Genomic DNA, 18,117 nt, shown 5'->3' with positions numbered 1-18,117 from the left:
CAGCCGCCAGCATTCCCGGCGTCACCGACCACGAAAGCGCGGCCGATGCGCTCGTCACCGACTTCGTCGGCGCGATGGGCGGAGAGATCACGCAGGGTGCGGTTCGCGTCTGGATCGATGGCGGCGGCCCCGAAAAGGTCTACGACTGGACCGCTGAATTCGACATGCCCGAAGGCTTCGACGGCGATGACGATGAGGATATCGAGGTCGAGGGCGAGATCGTGCTGATCGAGCGGGTCTGAACGACAGGCAAAAGAAAGGCCGATCAAGAAACGACCGGCCGGAAAGTTTTTAGGAGAGGATGCCTGAAAGGCACGGACTTTGTGCAGCGCAGCAACCGCCTGCGCAAATGCAAAAACGACATGGCCACATGCAAGAAATGCACGCGCACGTGGCCGCCTGCGACGGGCTGATCCGGCGATGCGGATGCGCTACATCCGGGTGTAATGGCGCAGCGACGATCCCCTACCCCCCGCCGGGCATCACGCCGGCGCGCGCGGCGCGACCTGTCGTCGGAACGCTGGCTACTGCTGCTCGGCATCGCCACGTTGATCGCGATCTTCGCCGGGGCGATCGGCCCGTGGCCGGTCGTCGCACCTGCCGACGATGCCCGGCCGCTGACCATGGCGGAGGCGCGGCTGTCGAACGCCGCAGTGCCGATCGACGTCGGCCGACGATTGCGGGCGGCGCGCTACCGGTTCCGCGGCGGTCCGGCAGCCCGCGAACAGGCGATCGAATGCCTCGCGACCGCCGCGCTCTACGAAGCCGGCGACGATCGCCGCGGCCAGCGTGCGGTGATCCAGGTGATTCTCAATCGGGTGCGCGCACCCGGTTTCGCCAAGACGGTGTGCGGCGTCGTCTATCAGGGCGCGACCCGCGCCACCGGCTGCCAGTTCTCGTTCACCTGCGATGGCTCGTTCCGGCGGCGGCCGGTGCATGTCGGCTGGGGCGCGGCCCGGCGCGCGGCACGGCGGGCGCTGGCCGGCGACGTCTTTGCCGACGTCGGCCGGGCGACGCATTATCACACCGACTGGATGGTGCCCTATTGGCGCGATTCCCTGGTCAAGATCGCGCGGGTCGGCACCCACCTGTTCTACGTGCGCAGTTGATCCACCAGGGCGTCACGCCGACTCCGCCGGGCACCGGCGGCGACATCGCGCGCGGGACGTCCGATCAGATAGCCCTGCACCTGGTCGCAGCCCCATTCGCGCAATACGTCCAGCTGCCGCTGCTGCTCGACGCCCTCGGCGACGATCACCGCGCCCAGGCTGCGTCCCAGCCCGATCGTCGCCCTGATGATCGAGGCGGAGGGCTGGTCGACCAGCATCGCCGCGACGAAGCTCCTGTCGATCTTCAAAGCGTCGAACCGAAAGTCCTTGAGGTTGCTCAACGACGAATGGCCCGTGCCGAAATCGTCCATGACGATACGGGCGCCGGCATCCTGCAACCGGCGTAGCATCGCCAGCACGGTATCGCGGTGGTGCCCCAGCAATGTCGCGCTCTCGGTCACCTCGAACGCCAGCCGATCGGGCGCGATGCCACGCCGTTCGGCCAGGCCCAGCAGCGTGTCGACCAGATCGGCATCGCGGAACTGCAACGGCGACAGGTTGAGCGACAGCGTCAGGTCGGATCGCCACGTCGCCGCCGCCGCCAGCGCACGGTCCGCCATCCAGCGTCCGATCGTCCCGATCCAGCCGGTGGATTCGGCGATCGGGATGAACTGGGACGGCGCGATCTCGCCCAGTTCCGGATGTCGCCAGCGCAACAGCGCCTCATAGCCGACGATCCGCATCGCGCTGGTCGCGATCGGCTGGAACACGACGTAGCACTGGTCATTCTCGATGGCGGTCTCCAGGTCGCGACCCAGCCGTCGCTTCAGCCTGATCTCGTCCTGCAAACCCGTGTCGTAGAAGCGCCCGGTGTTTCCGCCGTCGGACTTGGCGCGGTACAATGCGATATCCGCGTCATTGTACAGATCGTCGGTTGCCTGCTCCCCGGCCGCCACGGCGACGCCGATGCTCATCCGGATCGCGACCTCGGCGCCCGCCGTGTCCGCCACCGCCGCCGCGATCCGCGCCAGCAGCGCCTCGGCCGCCTGCGGCTGCCCGGCCGCCGCCTGCACGATGGCGAACTCGTCGCCGCCGATCCGTGCGACCAGATCGTCGGCGCGACTGCACCCGGACAGCAGGCGCGCCGCCCGACGCAGGGCATCGTCGCCGCCGGCATGACCATGACGGTCGTTGATCGCCTTGAACCCGTCCATGTCGATCGCGAACACCGCCACCTGATCGCCGGTGCGGCGGCTTCGGGCCAATTCGTGCGCCAGCCGGCTTTCAAACGCCAGACGGTTGGGCAGGCCGGTCAGCGCATCGTGGTGCGCCAGGAAATCGATGCGGCGCTGGGCGATGCGCCGTTCCTCCACCGCCTGGCGATATTCCGACAGCCCACGCGCCAGGTCGCCCAGTTCGTCCGTCCGCCGCAGCCCCGGCACCCTTGCCGCTTCCGGCTGTTCGCTGTCGAAGCTGCGCAGCCGCGCGGCGATCGTGACGATCGGCGCCACCAGTCGCAGCCGCAGCCAAGCGGCGGAGGCGAACAGCAGCGCCGCAGCGGCGATAGCGACGATGGTCAGTCGTATGGCGCTGGCCTGGGTCAGCGCGATGTTCGCGGTGATCGCCGCCTCGATCGCCATGCCCAGCGCCTCGCGCACATCGGTGCGGGATGTCTCCAGCCGTTTCAGCGCGGCGAGAAAGTCCGGCATCGCCGCCTTGATCGCTGCCGGATCGCGCCGGGCGAGGATGACGAGATGCTCCGCGACCGGCACGAAGGCGCGGGTGGCGCGCAGCGTTTCGCCCATCGCGGCGGTCACCGCGGGCGGCAAGTCGGCCGGTGATGGCGCACCCGTGCTGGCAAATGCGCGCAGGCTGTCGTCCAGACTGCGCCAGCGTGCGGGCGCGATCGGCTTGTGCTGCTCGGCGTCGCGCGTGACCTCGCCGACCGCCAGCCGCAATTGTCGTTGCAGGGCGTCGTCGCGATCCTGCGTGCGCAACATATGGGTCAGCCCGTCGATCTGCCGGTTGCCCGCCTGCAGATGCTCTCCGGCGCGCAGGCTGAGCATCGCCACGAGCAGCGACAGGACCAGCAGGGCAGCACACGCCACGGACACGCGACTGGCAATGGATATCCGCACCCCGACGCTCCTCCTCGGCGATCAGGATACGACGGGCAAAGTTACCAGCATGTTAGAATGGTTCGAAATAGGATCGAAATGGTGCAGTGGCTGACGGTGCGATCGCCGTCCGTATCTCAGGGCACCAGCAGCGGCCGCATGTCGGGCACGGCCTGAGCCAGCTCTTTCGTCACGATCGTCGCAAACACGGCGGCACCCTGCTTGCCGAGATGCGTGTTGTCGAACGACAGCCTGGGGGTCGCGAGCGGCTGCACCTGCACCTCCGTCCCCGCGGCGGCCGCGCCCGGACCGGCCGGCGGAGACCCCGGCGGCAGTTGCGCGAACATCTGCGACACCGCCGGCCCCAGCGCCTCGACGACCGCACGGCTGTCGGCATGCAGGTCGAGCAGCGGCACCTTCAGCTCGGTGGCAACCCGTCGTGTGGCCGCCGCCCACGGGGCGAGATCGTCGACCAGCCGGCCGTCGGCGAAGATGCGCCGCGTCAACGGCGTCACCAGGATCGGGACCGCGCCCGCCGCGCGAGCCTCGCGGACGTAACGACGCAGGTTTTCGGGGTATCCGGTCGCAAGGTCGGTCGAACGGCCCGGCTTGCCCGGCTGGTCGTTGTGGCCGAACTGGATAAGCACCCAGGTCGTCCGATAGCCCGGTACGCGCATCTCGCTGAGCGCGATCTTCCACGATCCTTCCCACCGGTAATTGCCGGAACTGCGCCCGCCCCGCGCCAGATTGACGCAGGCGAGAAACGAGGTGACGTGGTCGGCGCAAAATGCCGGCCCCCAGCCGCCGATCACGGCGGTGGTCGAATCGCCGACCAGGATGACCTTCGACGGTTCGATGCTGCGGACCGGCGGGCTGCCGGGCGGCGGCGCCATTTGCGCAGGCGCCGCGGCGGCGGCCGTGATCGCGCCGATCGCACTGATGATGCTACGGATCATGACGATATCCCCTGTCTGTGCATTGGCCCGGCAACCTCAGTCGAGCGCATGGGTGCCGGTGATCGTCAGGCGCGTCGCCGCGCCCGCGGGTGGCTTGTGGCCGGCCGCGGCGCCCGGCTGGCCGCCGCCGACCCACAGATCGACGATGCCCGGCGCGACGGCACGACGCCCCGCCGGGTCGACGACGCTCATCGTCCGCGGATCGATGGCGAAGCGCACGTCGCGGCTTTCGCCGGCCTTCAGCGTGATGCGCGCGAACCCCATCAGCGCCCGCAGCGGCGCCCCGGGCGCCGCCTGCGATCCGTAGAGCTGGACGACCTCGTCGCCGTCGACATGCCCTGTGTTGGTGACGCGGACGCTCAGCGTCGCCGTATCGCCGGCGCGGATGCGCGCCCGGCCCAATTGCGGCGTGCCATAGGCGAACCGGGTGTAGCTGAGGCCGTGACCGAAGCGATACAGCGGTTCGCCGGTAAAATAGCGATACGTCCGCCCCGCCATCCGATAATCCCCGAACGGCGGCAACTGCCCGGCATCGCGGTAGAACGTGACCGGCAATCGCCCGGCGGGGCTGAAGTCCCCGGCGATCATCTCGGCCACGGCCTGCCCGCCCTCGCCGCCCGGATACCATGCCTCTACGATCGCACCGACATGGCGATCGGCCCAGTCCACACCCAGCGCGCTGCCGTTCATCAGCACCAGCACCAGCGGCCGGCCCGTCGCCTGCACCCGTTCCAGCAGGTCCTGCTGCGGGCGCGGCAGATCGAGACTGGTGCGATCCCCGCCGGCAAAGCCGGGTGCGTGGACGCGCATCTCCTCGCCCTCCAGCTTCGCGGTCAGTCCGGCGACGAACACGACGAGGTCGGCATCGCGGGCCGCCGCGACCGCGGCATCGCCGCGCGCCCCGAAATTGCTCCATTCCAGCCGTTGATCGCCGCGCCCGCCCGTCTGGATCGCCTCGACCACCAGCGGATAGCGTTGCCCCGCCCGCAACGCGATCTCGCCATCCGCGATCGACGCGGGATCGGCGGCATCCCAGGCATCGACGACGGTGCGACCGTCCACCCGGATGCGATAGCCGCCATCGCCGGTCAGGCGAAAGCGGTACGGCCCCGTCTCGGCCGCGGTCACATAGCCGGTCCAGCGGATCGACGTCGCACGCTCGCGCCGTTCGGGCCGTCCCCAGCCAAAGCGCACCGCCGTATCGGTGGCCGCACGCACCGGTGCACCGGCCAGCGCCGTCCCCGCGAATTCGTCGACGCGGACGCCTCGGGTGCCACAGTCGCGATCGATGCACAGCACATCCGCCGGCACCGGTTTCAATGGCGCGCCGACCAGACCCGTGCCCTCGACGAAACTTATGTCAGCCTGCGGATACCGCTGCCGCAACCCCGCCAGCACCGTCACCGGCGCCGACGGCGTCCCCGCATAATTGCCGACCAGCGCATCGACGCTGTCGGCATTCGGGCCGATCACGGCGATGCGCCGGGGGGTCCCCGCGATCGGCAGCACGCCGTCGTTCTTTAGCAGCACGATCGACTTGCGCGCGGCGTCCAGTGCACGGGCGCGGTGGCCGGGCGTGTCGAAATCGGTGGCGGCGATCGCCGGGCGCGGCGCGGCGCCGACACCGATGACGCCGAGGCGAAAGCGAGCCTCGAACAGCCGCGTTACCGCCCGATCGAGCACGCCGGGCTTCACCAGCCCCTGCCGCACGGCATCGACGATGATCTGCGGATCATGGCTCTTGCCCAGCCCGAATTCGGCGCAGAACAGGTCGGTACCGGCGTTCAGCGCCGTCGCCACCGCCTGTTGCGACGTCGGCACATAACCATGCGACGTCGGCATCACGATATCCGCGATCGCCGCGCAATCGGATACGACATGGCCCTTGAAGCCCCACCGTCCGCGCACCTGGCTGGCCAGCAGCGGGCTGGCACAGGCCGGCACGCCGTCGATGGCGTTATAGGCGCACATCAGTCCCTGCACCCCGCCCTCGACCACGGCGGCGCGAAATGCCGGCAGATACGTGTCCTCCAGATCGTGGGCGGAGGGATGGACGTCCTCGCGGTGGCGATCCGCCTCCGGGCCACTATGCACCGCGAAATGCTTCACCGCGGCGATCGTGCGGGGCCGGCCGGCGTCCGGCCCCTGCAAGCCGCGGATGAACGCGACGCCCATCCTGCCGGTCAGATACGGGTCCTCGCCGAACGTCTCCTGCCCCCGCCCCCAGCGCGGATCGCGGAAGATGTTGACGTTGGGCGACCAGACGGTGAGCCCGCGGTATTTGTCCGAACTGCCATCGGGATGGCGTGTCGCGAGGTACTTCGCGCGGAATTCGGTCGACACGGTGTCGGCGACCGCCTGCACCAGCGGCGCATCCCATGTCGCAGCCAGGCCGATCGCCTGCGGAAAGACGGTGGCATCGCCTGCCCGCGCGACACCGTGCAGCCCCTCGCTCCACCAGGCATAAGCGGGAATGCCGAGCCGCGGGATCGCCGGTGCATCGTCCTTCAGCTGCGCCGCCTTTTCCGCCAGCGTCAGCCGCGCGACGAGGTCGGCGGCGCGCTGCTCCGCCGGGCGGGCGGCATCCCGGAACGGCAGGTTCTGCGCGACGGCGACATCCGACAGCGCGAGCAGCAGCAGGATGGCGCGTCGTCTCATAGCGCGCGGAACCGGAAGTCGCGGAACCGCGCCTCGCCTGCCCCCGCCGAATACAGGCCGGGGCGCAGCATCAGGAAACCGCCGCGGACATTGTGGTGATAGCCCGACACCTCCATGCCGCGGTCGAAGCGCTGCCATGTCCGCCCGCCGTCGCCGGAGGTGTGGATGGCGACGATGTGCCGCTTGTTTGCGATGCGGATCGACATGCGCCGCCCGTGCGGGTTGGCGGGGCGGCCCCGTTCGATGCCGTATTGGTGGGTGACGAACCGCTTTTCATCGAAGCCGAGGCCGCAATACAATTTGTCGTCGTAGAACAGCACGAGACCGGCGGTGCCGCCGGGTGCGATCTCGACATCGCACTGGAATTCATACGCCTGGTCGCCCGCGATCAGCATTAACGGTGAGGAATCGACCGGTGCCGTGCCGCTCGCCCGCAACACCAGCGCACTCTTGTCGATGCGGACCCGATCGCGCTCGGCCGGGCCGGGGCGGAAGAAATTCCATTTCGCGCCGAGCTTCAGCGGGCTGCGGAAATCGTCGCTGAGCGGTTGGCCGTGCGGCCCTGCCTGCCCGCCCCTGGGTTTGGGCAGCGGCGTCGACAGATCGCCGCCGGTCATCCGGAACCAGCCGTCCGCAGTCCAGCGCACCGGATCGAGCAGCACCTGCCGGCCCAGCGTCCAGAACCCGTTCTCATAACCGTGATACACCGACCACCAGCTGTCGTCGGGCGCCTGCACCAGGCTGGCATGGCCGCGCGACCACCATTTTTCGTCGTTGGAAACGGTGCGGACGATCGGATTGCCGGGATCGTTGACCCATGGCCCGTGGATCGAGCGCGAGCGGGCGACGATCACCATGTGGCCGGTGGGCGGGCCGGCAGTGCCGCCGACCGCGGTGATCATGTAGAACCAGTCGCCGTGACGATGGATCTTGGGGCCTTCGGGGCTGAACCCCTCGACGTCCCAATCGTCGGGATAGCGCCACGGATCGTAGACGTGCTCGACCGCGCCGACCGTCTTCAGACCGTCGGCGGACAGGCGGATACGGTCGCCGCCCGACAGGAACAGCCAGCGCGACCCGTCCTCGCCGACCGCGTGGCACGGATCGATATGGCTGTGCAGGCCGAGGCTGACCGGGTCGGACCACGGACCGTCGATATGGTCGGCATGGATGACGTAGATGTCGTTCTTCGGACTGGCCTTGACCGGAATGTAGAGGAAATAGCGGCCATCGTGCTTTTCCAGGCTGACCGCCCAGACCGAGCCGATGTTGCGGGTCAGCGCCGCGGTGCGCGGCCGCCAGTTGACGAGGTCGCGGCTGTGCCAGATCGTCAGCCCCGGATAGCTGTCGAAGCTGGAAAAGGTCATGTAATAATCCGCGCCGTCCTTCAGAATGGCGGGATCGGGCCGGTCGCCGCCGATCAACGGGTTGAGGAAGCGCCCGTCGCCGAGGTCGGCGATACGCTGGCCGTCAAACCCCTTGCGCCAGCTGGCATCGAACGGGCGGATGCAGTCCTTGCCCGCCGCGGCGGCCTGCGCGGGCGCGCCGGGGATCAGCGCCGCCCCGCCGGCGAGCGCCAGCCCGAATGCGTCGCGCCTGTTGAATTCGGTCATGCTGGCTCCTGGATTCTGAAAGGCTGGTCGCGGTGGACGACGACATGGCCGCGCGCATCGAAATCGATGCGGACGATGCCGGGCTTTTCGCGAAAGTGGCTCGCCTCATCGTTGCCGAAGAAGGTCTGCCACCAGCGGCCCTGCCGGTCGCGGAAGATGTTGCCGCCGCCGCAGCACGGCGCGCCCTCGTGCGGTTCGCGCCATGGCCCGGTGGGCGCGTCGCTCATCCAGATGCGGAACGAATAGCGCCCCTCGTACCGGTCGACGACGCCGAGGTAATAGACGCCGTCGCGGCGGAACATCGTCGCGCCTTCATAACCGAACTTGCGGCACCCCTCCGGCCCGCACGGACTGCGGTGGTGGCGCGGATCATTGTCCCATTCGGTCGCGGTCATCGGCGTCCATGCGCCCGCCAGGCCGGACAGATCGTCCTTCAGCCGGACGATCTCGCTCGCCGAGCCATAGGTCAGCCACACCGCCTCGCCGTCGTCGAACAGCGTCGCATCGATGCTGCGGCGGATCGGCGCGCCTGGCGAAAAGGCGTGGACGTACGGCCCCTCCGCCTTGCCGCTGGTGCTCTTCAGGATGGCGAGGCCGGCGCGGCTGATCGAATGGCAGATATAATAATTGCCCCGGATGAAATGGATTTCCGGCGCCCACAGCGCGCGGAACGGCACGCCGGCGCGCATCCGCCACGCCTTCTCCCACACCCCGTCGCGCTCGATGCTCCAGACGAGGCCGCGATAGTCCCAGCTGTCGAGGTCCTTCGACCGCCACAGCTCGACCCCGTCGTTGACCGCCCAGATGTTGTCCCCGGTCGATCCGGTCATGTAATAATAGCCATCGCCGCCGGGGCAGACGATCGTGTCGCGAATGTGCACGTCGTGCAGGGGGCGGATGCGCGGCAGCAGCCCCGCCGTCACCGCGGTGCCGGCATCGGCGTCGTGCCACGGCGCGACCGGATACGCCGGCCGGCCCGGCCCCTTGTAGCGGACGTCGGGCATGCCGCTGGTCCAGCCGCCGCTCGCGCTCGCCGCCGTGGCGCGACGACCGGGACCGCTCGTTCCGCTGAACCGCCAATAGCCGCGCGGCGGCGGCGGCACGATCCGGCCGCTGTCGTCGGCGTCCACGGCGCGGGTCGTGCCGGGCAGCGGTGCGGGACCGTAAGCCGGTGCCGCCTGCACCAGCGCCCGCGCCACCGTATCGCCCGCCAATGCGAGTCCGCCGATCAGAACATGGCGTCGTTTCATGCCGATCACCCTTTCGAACAAAATAGCCCCGCGTCACGTCGCCGCCGCGCGGGGCCGGAGGAGCCCCCGGGGAGATGGAGGCAGCTAGAAGCTGAAGCGGGCACCGACGCGATAGACGCGCCCCGAACTGCCGTATTGAGACACCGCCTCCTGCCCGTCATAGGCGTAGCGGTTGCTGGTCTGGTTGGTGAGGTTGAGCCCTTCTGCGGAGATCGAGAGCCCCTTCATCAGGTTGACGTTGATCGAGGCATCGACGTTGGTGGTCGACCGGCTGAAGGCGAAATCGTTGATCAGCGGGCTATCGCAGCCGACCGTCTCTACCGTGCCGCTGCCGATCGTGGTGAGGCCGGGGCTGCACGACCCAGCCGCCAGCGGATAGGCCGTGCTGTAGCCGGTGCGCTGCGCTACCGACACGCGGGCGCGGAACGCCTTGTTCTCGTAGAACAGCGTCGCGTTGATCGCATCGGGCGACACGCCCAGGAACGGTCCCTTGCCCAGCACTTGCGGCCGCGTCTGCACGCCGGTGCCGCTGACCGCGCCGGGATCGAGGATGTAGTTCAGCTCCGACTTGATGTGGGTGTAGTTGAACAGCACGCCGAGGTTGCGGAACGCCCAGGGCAGGAAGGTGAGGTTCTGCTGGAAATTGAATTCCAGCCCCTTGATGTACCCGCCGGGCGCATCGCGATACTGGCGCGCGATGAAGGGGTTGTTCGCGTCCAGATACGCCAGCTGGTTGACGTTGGTATATTGCGCGCGGATCGCCTGGCGGGTGGCGTCGTCGACGAATTGCGACAGCGGCGCCGCGAACAGCACCGTCTGCGGGAAGTTGGCGATATCCTTCTTGAACGCGGCGACCGACAACAGGCTGCTGCGCGTGAAATACCATTCCGCGCTGAGGTCGATGTTGCTCGACCGGAACGGCGCCAGCTGCGGGTTGCCGATGGTGAACGAGGCGCCCTGATTGTCGCCGTTGCTGGGGATCGAGATCGAGGTGATCGTCGGCGACAGGTTGCCGAGCAACGGCCGTGCCATCACCTTGGACGCGCCGAGGCGCAGGATCAGGTTCGGGATAATCTCGTAATTGAGGTTCAGCGACGGCAGCCAGTCGGTATAGTCGTTCCTGCCGATGATCGGCCGCCCGGCCTGCGACGTGCCGGTCGACCGGACGCCGGTGAAGGCGACGCGCGTCCCCGCATTGCCGCGCAGCGACCTGCCGAAGATCTCGGTGTTGAAGTCGAACTGCAGGTACAGGCCCTTGTCATATTCATCGACGCCGAAATTCGCCGACCCGCCATTGCGCTTCGTGGTCAGGCGCCAGTCGCCGTATTTGTTGATGCAGTCGCACTGGAAGCCGAGCAGGTTGTTGAACTTGTCGAGGTCGGGGACGAGGAAGCTCGACACGGTGCCGGCGGGGGTTTGCAGCCCCTGCCCGAACGGCACGACCTTGCTGTTCGCCGCCGTGGTCGATCCCGCTTCCAGCAACGTCGGGTTGAGCGTGTCGATGTTGCGTTCGCCCTGCGACGTCGCGAAGCCGAAGCGGCGCAGCGTGCCGCCGAAGCCGATGTTGAACTGGTCGTTCACCCGCCAGTCGAAATCGGCGCGGATCGCCTCATAGGTGTTGCGGACGTAGCGTTCGTAGTGGCGGATCGCCGAAAAGCCCTTCACCGTCTGCCAGTTGGCGGGATCGGCGACGTCGAACCCGAAATCCATCAACGGCATCTGACCACCGGCGCGATCGTCGAAGGTAAAGGTCTGCGGCGAATCCATGCGATTGAATTCGACGAGCAGCCCGGTCGAGTAATTCACCGATTTCGACTGGCCATAGATTGCCGTCATTTTAAAATTGTCGGTGAATTCGTGATCGAGGCGCGCGGTCCCCTGCCAGAACTTGGTGGTGTATTCGCTATAGTCGACGGCAGAGCGCATATCGACGTTGCGCAGCTTCAGGTAATCGGCCAGCCCGTTGGTGACGTTGGCATCGAGCACGTCGACGCCGGGGCGCCCGATCAATTGCCCGCGATAGGCAAGGCCGTTGCTGGACGGGATGTACCCCACCGAATTGGGATTGTTGTAATAATCATAGGGATCGAGGTTGAACGGGTTGGTCGAGAAGATGTTGGCGTTGGTCGGGCTGACCGCGCCCGGGACGACCGCCGCCGACCCCAGCACCGACGACACCAGCCGGCCCTGCGCGTCGAACGCGGTGGCGAAGGCCGGCGTCGTGCCATAGGTCGCCTGTCCGCAATCCTGCGCCACGGTGATCGCGCTGCCGGCCGACGGCGTGCAGAGACCGGGATAGGCGGCCCGCGCCGCCGTCGGCGTCAGGCGGCCGTTGGCGGTGTTATAGGCAGCGTTGGTGTTGTTGCGGTTCAGCCCGACGGGCGACAGCTGGTTGTTCTCGCTTTCGTTGTGGAAGCGCGAATACAGGCCATCGATCGACAGCCGCGTCTTGTCGGTGACATCCCATTGATACGCGCCGGTCAGGCCCAGGCGCTGGTTGCGCACCACCTGGTGGGTAAGCGCTGGCAGCGCCGGAATGCGCACCGTCGAATCGTCGAACCGGCCGGGCGTGTTGTACGGCGCGCCGGGATACAGCTTGGCATAGGCGACCGGGTCTGACCCCGTCTGGAACGCAGTGGCATCTGGATTGGCATAATTGATCGTGCCGACCGGCGCCGAGAAACCGGCGCGCTGCGGCGTGCCTTCGCCGACGAACTGGCTGCTGCGATACAGGTAATCGGACGCCCCGACGCCGCGGTTATACTGGTCGATGACGTTGACCGTCTTGTTATACGCCCCCGAAAACAGGAACCCCATCCGCTTGTCCGCGCCGAAGCGGAACGAGGCGAGCCCGGCGAGGCGTGGATTCGTCTTCTTGCTGTTCTCGTTGTAGCTGGCGGTCGCCGATCCGCCGATCCGCGTCCCCTTGAAGTCGAACGGGCGGCCGGTCTCCAGGTCGATCGTCGCACCGAGCGACCCTTCGTCGGTCTCCGCCGATGGCGTCTTCTGCACCTTCAGCGAACTGAACAATTCCGATGCGAAGGTCGAATAGTCGAACGAGCGGCTGCGGTTGGGACTGGTGCCGGCGTCGTTGGACCCCGCCGTCGACAGCGCCTCGATCCCGTTGAGGCGCGTGCGGTTGAAGTCGCCGCCAAGGCCACGCACGGTGATGCCGCGCCCTTCGCCGTTGTCGCGGTCGATCGACACGCCCGGCAGGCGCTGGAGCGATTCGGCCAGGTTGGCATCGGGAAAGTCGGCGATGTCCTGCGCATTGATCGCATCGATCTGGACATCCGAATAGCGCTTGTCGTTGAGCGAGCTCTGGATCGACGCGCGAAAGCCGGTGACGACGATATCCTGCGCGGAATCCTCGCCATTCGCCTCACCCGCGGTCGCGGCGGTCTGCGTGGTGTCCGGGCCGGTATCGTTGGCGCGCGACGGTCCATCGGGTGCGGGCGTCAGGGTCGGGTTGCCGCTGGTATCCACCGCGGGGTCCGATCCTGGCACCACCGGCTGCTGCTGTTGCTGCGCCGGCACCGCGGCGGCCGGTGCCTGGACCTGCGCGCCCGCCGTGCCCGCGAACAGGCTCGCGAGCGCGATCGCCCCCAGCGAAGCGCCGACCCGTGTCAGCGCCGTCGTCTTGTACGTCATCCCCATCTCCCATGATGTGGCTGGAGAGCTCATGGAACCCAGCCTTGTAGAATTGCGTCGGGCGTGTAGCCGGCGGCCTCTGCATCGCTCAGCATCCGGCGGGTCGGTGCGGCCGGTGCCGCGCCGGGTCCGCGCGATCCCCATTCGAATAGTCGCGCCTCCTGCGGTGTCAGCATCCGGCGGACGCCTGCGGGATCGGTGAACCCCATCTCCGTCCACCCCGCCGCCTTGATATGCCCGTCCAGGCGACAGCGCAGGAAGGCGGCCGTGCCCAGGATCGCCATGTTCCCGCCGGCGCGCCACGGCCGCCCCAGCCAGGTCGATCCATCCGGCACGCCGGCTTCGCGCGTGACGTGGCAACGGTCGAACACCAGGCCGAACCGGTCCGTCGCCAGCGTGCTCGGCGCGGCGATGAAGCCGCTGTCGATCGCGTTCGGCACGTATCGCGTGACGATGTCGCAATGCCGGAACAGCGCCGCGGCATTGCCGAAGATGAAATCGACCCCGCCGACGATCCGGCAGCGCCGGAAGGCCGCACGCGCGTTGACGTACAGCGTGTCCTGATAGCCCTCGATACCGCAATTCTCGACCAGCACCCGGTCGGCCGTCCGCGCGATCATCAGGGCGACGGCCTGGGCGCCGCCGCTGGCCTGGCTGACGGTGTCGGCGATATAGTCGAAGTCGTTGCGGATGGTCAGGCCGCGCAGCGTGACGTCGGGCGCGTCGATCGTCAGCGTCGCCGTCCGCCCGGTGCCCCACGGCCGGCCGTCCGGTGATCGATGCCCCGCCGCCGCACCGTTGACGATCACCACGCCCGGCCGCGTCGCGACGAGCGTCACGCCGGGAACGGTCACGTGCAGCTTTTCGCGGTAGATGCCCGGTTCGACCGCGATCACCACCGGCGCGGGCAGCAACGATGCCTGTCGCAACGCCGCGTCGATTGTCATGATACCGGTATCATTTCCGGTGACATGGAGGCGTGCAGGCACCGCAGCCTCGGCCAGTCCGGGAACGATCGACATCCCTGCCGACATCGCGCCGCCCAGCATAAGTGCTCTGCGTGAAACGGTAACCCGTTGATGTGAGCTGTGGTTGCCTGCCATACCCCCTCCTGTGCACCGGTCCTGTAGGACTCTGATGTTAGCGATAAAGCTAATCGATTCGCCGGAACGCGCAAGCTTTTATTGATACCGGTGTCACCGGGTGTCAGGATGGTATCGCAACAATAACGAACAGAGAGGATCGAGCTATGAGGACCGCGTTCCTGGCATGCGTGATGGCGACCGTCGCGATGCCCGTCGCCGCCGCTGTGGTCGGCCATATGACGCCGCCGCCGTCACTGACCGCCGAACGGTTGAGCGGTCTGGCGCCGACCGCGCGCCGCACCTGGGCGGACTATATCGCACGATCGACCGCAGCGATGGCCCGCGACAAGGCGGCGCTGGCGGCCGAGCGGCGCGGTCTCGCGACGATCCCGCCGCCCCCGCCGGAGGGCAAGACGGCGTCGATGCCGCTCGATCGCGACGCCGGCTGGTACGCCGGCGATGCGGCACGGGAGATCGCCAATAATATCGTCAGCTTCCAGACGCCGACGGGCGGCTGGGGCAAGAATCAGGATCGCAGCGGCCCGTCCCGCGCGCCGGGCCAGATGTACCTGCCCTTCGACAGCAAGGCCGGCACCTACGCCGCCGCCGACCTCGCCGGCGGGTGGAGCTTCGTCGGCACGCTGGACAATGACGCGACCACCACCGAGATGGCGTTCCTGGCGCGTGCGCAGGCCGGCCGGCCGGGCGCCGGTGGCGACCGGTATCGCGCCGCCTTCCTGAAGGGCCTCGACTATCTGTTCGCGGCCGAATTTCCATCGGGCGGCTGGCCTCAGGTCTATCCGTTACAGGGCGGCTATCACGATGCGCTGACCCTCAACGACGATACGATGATCAAGGCGACCGCGCTGCTGCAGCGCGCCGCGGCGGGCACCGGCGACTATGGTTTCGTACCGGCGGCGGTGCGCGCCCGGGCCGGTGAGGCGGCGGCACGGGCGCTCGCGACGTTGCTCACCACACAGGTGATCGTCGATGGCCGGCGGACGATCTGGGCGCAGCAATATGATCCGCTGACCCGCCGCCCGGTGGCGGCGCGCAATTTCGAACCGATCGCCCTTGCGACCGCGGAAAGCGCCGCGGTGCTGCGGTTCCTGATGCAGCAACCCGATCCGTCGCCGGCGGTGCGCCAGGCGATCGTCGATGGTGCCGCCTGGTTCGCCGGCCACGCCGTGCACGATCGCGCGTGGACCGCCGCCAACGCCGCCGACGGGCGCCGCCTGGTCGAACAGCCGGGTGCGCCGCCGCTGTGGGCGCGCTTCTACGATCCGGTCCGGCAGACGCCGGTCTTCGGCGATCGCGACCGTTCGATCCAGGACGACGTCAACGCGGTCAGCCTGGAACGCCGCAACGGCTATTCCTGGTTCAGCGGCACGGGCGCGGGGGTCGCCACCGCTTATGCCAAATGGCGCCGCCGCGACGGCGGATGATCGCCGTCACAGCTCGACACGCACGGAGGCGCGCACGGTGCGCGGCGCACCGGGAAAGACCCAGAGGCGGCTGTACGAACTCGCGGCATAGCGGGCGTCGAACAGATTGTCCGCCTCCAGCCTGACGCGCAGCCGTTCCGTCACTGGCACCTCGATCGCCGCCTTGGCCTTGACGTACGCCGGCAGCACCAGCGGCCGCGCGTCGAGCGATCCGGCGCGATCGCCGACATAGGCGACGCCGCCGCTCACCTGCCAGATGTGCGCGCCGACCGGCAGGCGATGCACGACGAGGAGCGTGCCGGCATGGTCCGGCACGCCGAGCACCGCCGTCGTCGCAAAGCCGGTGTCGTCGTTGCGGGCACGCAGCCAGCTGCAATTGGCCACCACCTGCCACCGGCGGGCGAGGCGCAGCGACACGTCCGCCTCGATCCCGCGGCTGTCGAGCCGCCCGACCGGCGCGTTGAAGCCGGCATCGACGGGGTCCGTGGTCAGGATGTTGCTTTTCGCGATGTCGAACCAGGTGATCCCGACGTCCAGCCCGTCCCAGCGCCCGGCGACGCCCACCTCATAGCCGCGCGCCTCTTCCGGCGCGAAGCCTTCGCCGGTCCGGCCGGTACCCGAATTGAGGAGGAAGGATTCGCCCCAATTGGCGTGGACGGACACGTGGTCGTCCACCGCATAGCGCGCGCCGGCCCGGAACTTGACGGGTTCCTCGACGATGCGGCCGACCCCGCCCGTCGTGTTGTTGACGATCGTCTGGCGATACGGATCGATCCGCGCGCCGCCGACCAATGTCAGGCGATCGGTGACGCTCCACATGTCCTGCACGTACAGGGTGACGGCCCAGCGGCGTTCGTCGTTGTTGGTGAACGGCAGCAGCGGCGCCGCCACCGCGCCATAGCTCGATGCCGGATCGTACAGGTCGACGGCATAGGGCATCGCCGCGGTCGGGTTACGGCGCATCCAGCGTTCGCCGTAACGCAGCCGGTAGCCCTTGAGGCCGATGCTCAGCCGGTGGCGCCCGACCTGTCCGGCCAATTCGATCCGCGCCGCCAGATCGTCGACCGCAAAGTCGCGCGAACGACGCTGGCGCCACACCGAATTGCCGACGATCCGCGACTGATCCGCCGAAAAGCCCTTCAGCGAACCCGTCCGCCACACCACGCCGCCATTCACCGTCCAGCCCTGCCCCAGTTGCGCAAGGCCGTTCAGCTGGTGCCGGTCGTTGCGGAACCGGGTGATGCCGTTGGCCGGTTCGCCATAATAATTCGACCGCGGCAGCGCGTTGGCGTCGTCGCCCACCGCCGGGATGCCGCGATCGAACGGCGTGTCGAACCGCATAACCTCCCCGACATAGGTCAGGCGGACGGCGTCGCTTGGCCGCCAGGTCAGCGACGGCGAAACGATGCGCCGCTGCAACGTCACCGTGTCGCGCCACCCGTCGCTGTCCTCGGCCGCGACGACGATGCGCGCGGCGAGCGTATCCGTCAGCGGCCCGGTCGCGTCCATCTCGACCCGGCGGGTGCCGAACGATCCGACGGTCGCGGTGACACCGGCATAAGGGACGAAACGTGGCACCTTGGAAACGATGTTGACGCGGCCGCCGGGGTCGATGTCGCCGAACACCGCGCCGGCCGGCCCCTTCAGCACCTCGATCCGTTCGATCGTCGCCGGGTCGCGCGGCGGCGCCATGCCGCGATTGGTGACGAAGCCATCGACATAATATTCGGCGCCGCCGTCGGGCGTGCCTAGAAAGCCGCGGATCGCGAAATTGTCGAGCACCCCGCCGCGATTGTTCTGCTGGCTGAAGCCGCTGACCAGCTCCAGCGCGTCGCTGAGCCGATAGGTACCCGCCGCGCGCAGCACGTCCTGTTCCAGCGACCGGCTCGATTGCGACATGCGGGCGGTGACGGGGCCGGACGACAGGGTACGATCGATCGGATTGCTGGTGCCGAGCACGACGATCTCGGATCGTTCCTCGGTCTCCGTATTGGCCTCCGCCTCTTGCGCGTCGGCAGCGAACGGCATCGCGCCGATAGCGAGCGCCAGGCCGAACGCGGACGCGCGTCGACCGGGAAGGAAGGCAGCTTTGACGGACATCGTTACTCCACAGCGGCAATGCCGCAATCAGTTATGTTGCAACATATCATATCGGTTCTTTGCTGCGATGCAACGGGCGGCTGACCATCGACTGTGCCTGTGGATGCGGCACCCTTTCCCTGGGCGAACTACGGGCGCGGATATCGGCCGCCGACAGGCCGGTGGCATCGACCGTGTCAACGGCGATGCCGCG

Annotated in this window: 11 protein-coding genes (1 of these 11 cut by a window edge); 3 read left to right on the top strand and 8 right to left on the bottom strand. The window is 68.2% G+C overall.

All coding sequences use genetic code 11. The features are described 5' to 3' along the window. Together GTH33_RS08130 and GTH33_RS08125 are read left to right on the top strand one after the other, a co-directional pair. Positions 1-242: the 3' portion of a hypothetical protein gene (locus GTH33_RS08130; protein WP_163957989.1), read on the top strand. It extends 49 nt beyond the left edge of the window; the window shows 242 of its 291 coding nt (coding positions 50-291); its start codon lies off the left edge, out of view; the stop codon is at positions 240-242. Between the two features lie 204 nt (positions 243-446). Next, the gene (locus GTH33_RS08125) at positions 447-1,109 is read left to right on the top strand and encodes a cell wall hydrolase (RefSeq protein WP_163957988.1); all 663 of its coding nucleotides are present in this window, start codon (positions 447-449) and stop codon (positions 1,107-1,109) included. Here GTH33_RS08125 and GTH33_RS08120 read toward each other — a convergent pair. The 7 genes from GTH33_RS08120 to GTH33_RS08090 form a co-directional block, all read right to left on the bottom strand. Continuing rightward, positions 1,094-3,163: a putative bifunctional diguanylate cyclase/phosphodiesterase gene (locus tag GTH33_RS08120; protein ID WP_163957987.1), complete on the bottom strand. Its 2,070-nt coding sequence runs from the start codon at positions 3,161-3,163 to the stop codon at positions 1,094-1,096. The genes GTH33_RS08125 and GTH33_RS08120 overlap by 16 nt on opposite strands. 140 nt (positions 3,164-3,303) lie before the next feature. Then, positions 3,304-4,122 (bottom strand): rhamnogalacturonan acetylesterase, encoded by an 819-nt coding sequence (locus GTH33_RS08115; RefSeq protein WP_163957986.1) that lies wholly within the window; start codon positions 4,120-4,122, stop codon positions 3,304-3,306. 36 nt (positions 4,123-4,158) lie between these two features. Continuing rightward, a complete protein-coding gene (locus tag GTH33_RS08110) occupies positions 4,159-6,780 on the bottom strand; it encodes a glycoside hydrolase family 3 C-terminal domain-containing protein (protein ID WP_163957985.1) in 2,622 nt (873 codons plus the stop codon). Beyond that, positions 6,777-8,393 (bottom strand): family 43 glycosylhydrolase, encoded by a 1,617-nt coding sequence (locus GTH33_RS08105; protein ID WP_163957984.1) that lies wholly within the window; start codon positions 8,391-8,393, stop codon positions 6,777-6,779. Before GTH33_RS08105 ends, GTH33_RS08110 begins: the two co-directional genes overlap by 4 nt. Continuing rightward, a complete protein-coding gene (locus tag GTH33_RS08100; RefSeq protein WP_163957983.1) occupies positions 8,390-9,643 on the bottom strand; it encodes a family 43 glycosylhydrolase in 1,254 nt (417 codons plus the stop codon). Before GTH33_RS08100 ends, GTH33_RS08105 begins: the two co-directional genes overlap by 4 nt. Positions 9,644-9,727: 84 nt before the next feature. Further along, positions 9,728-13,294 carry a TonB-dependent receptor domain-containing protein gene (locus GTH33_RS08095; protein ID WP_163957982.1) on the bottom strand — a complete coding sequence of 1,189 codons (3,567 nt, stop codon included), beginning with the start codon at positions 13,292-13,294 and terminating at the stop codon, positions 9,728-9,730. A 29-nt stretch (positions 13,295-13,323) separates the two neighbouring features. Next, positions 13,324-14,241: a pectinesterase family protein gene (locus tag GTH33_RS08090; protein WP_163957981.1), complete on the bottom strand. Its 918-nt coding sequence runs from the start codon at positions 14,239-14,241 to the stop codon at positions 13,324-13,326. Positions 14,242-14,543: 302 nt separating this feature from the next. Between GTH33_RS08090 and pelA the strand changes: the two genes are divergently transcribed. Further along, positions 14,544-15,824, top strand: coding sequence for a pectate lyase (pelA, locus tag GTH33_RS08085; protein ID WP_243848390.1), 1,281 nt, complete (start codon positions 14,544-14,546; stop codon positions 15,822-15,824). A gap of 6 nt (positions 15,825-15,830) precedes the next feature. Here the strand turns inward: pelA and GTH33_RS08080 are convergent, their stop codons facing one another. Beyond that, entirely contained in the window at positions 15,831-17,924 is a 2,094-nt protein-coding gene (locus tag GTH33_RS08080; protein WP_208404160.1) for a TonB-dependent siderophore receptor, read from the bottom strand. Positions 17,925-18,117 lie beyond the last annotated feature (193 nt).

This window comes from Sphingomonas insulae (genome assembly GCF_010450875.1).
Lineage (GTDB): Bacteria > Pseudomonadota > Alphaproteobacteria > Sphingomonadales > Sphingomonadaceae > Sphingomonas > Sphingomonas insulae.
The sequence above is the reverse complement of the archived record's forward strand: the minus strand, read 5'-3'. Positions and strand labels throughout refer to the sequence as shown.

What these genes read in the sequence shown, in the direction of transcription:
- GTH33_RS08125 (WP_163957988.1), top strand. Translation starts at nt 447, where the DNA reads ATGGCGCAGCGACGATCCCCTACCCCCCGCCGGGCATCACGCCGGCGC.
- GTH33_RS08115 (WP_163957986.1), bottom strand. Translation starts at nt 4,122, where the DNA reads ATGATCCGTAGCATCATCAGTGCGATCGGCGCGATCACGGCCGCCGCC.
- GTH33_RS08110 (WP_163957985.1), bottom strand. Translation starts at nt 6,780, where the DNA reads ATGAGACGACGCGCCATCCTGCTGCTGCTCGCGCTGTCGGATGTCGCC.
- GTH33_RS08105 (WP_163957984.1), bottom strand. Translation starts at nt 8,393, where the DNA reads ATGACCGAATTCAACAGGCGCGACGCATTCGGGCTGGCGCTCGCCGGC.
- GTH33_RS08100 (WP_163957983.1), bottom strand. Translation starts at nt 9,643, where the DNA reads ATGAAACGACGCCATGTTCTGATCGGCGGACTCGCATTGGCGGGCGAT.
- GTH33_RS08095 (WP_163957982.1), bottom strand. Translation starts at nt 13,294, where the DNA reads ATGACGTACAAGACGACGGCGCTGACACGGGTCGGCGCTTCGCTGGGG.
- GTH33_RS08090 (WP_163957981.1), bottom strand. Translation starts at nt 14,241, where the DNA reads ATGACAATCGACGCGGCGTTGCGACAGGCATCGTTGCTGCCCGCGCCG.
- pelA (WP_243848390.1), top strand. Translation starts at nt 14,544, where the DNA reads ATGAGGACCGCGTTCCTGGCATGCGTGATGGCGACCGTCGCGATGCCC.
- GTH33_RS08080 (WP_208404160.1), bottom strand. Translation starts at nt 17,924, where the DNA reads ATGTCCGTCAAAGCTGCCTTCCTTCCCGGTCGACGCGCGTCCGCGTTC.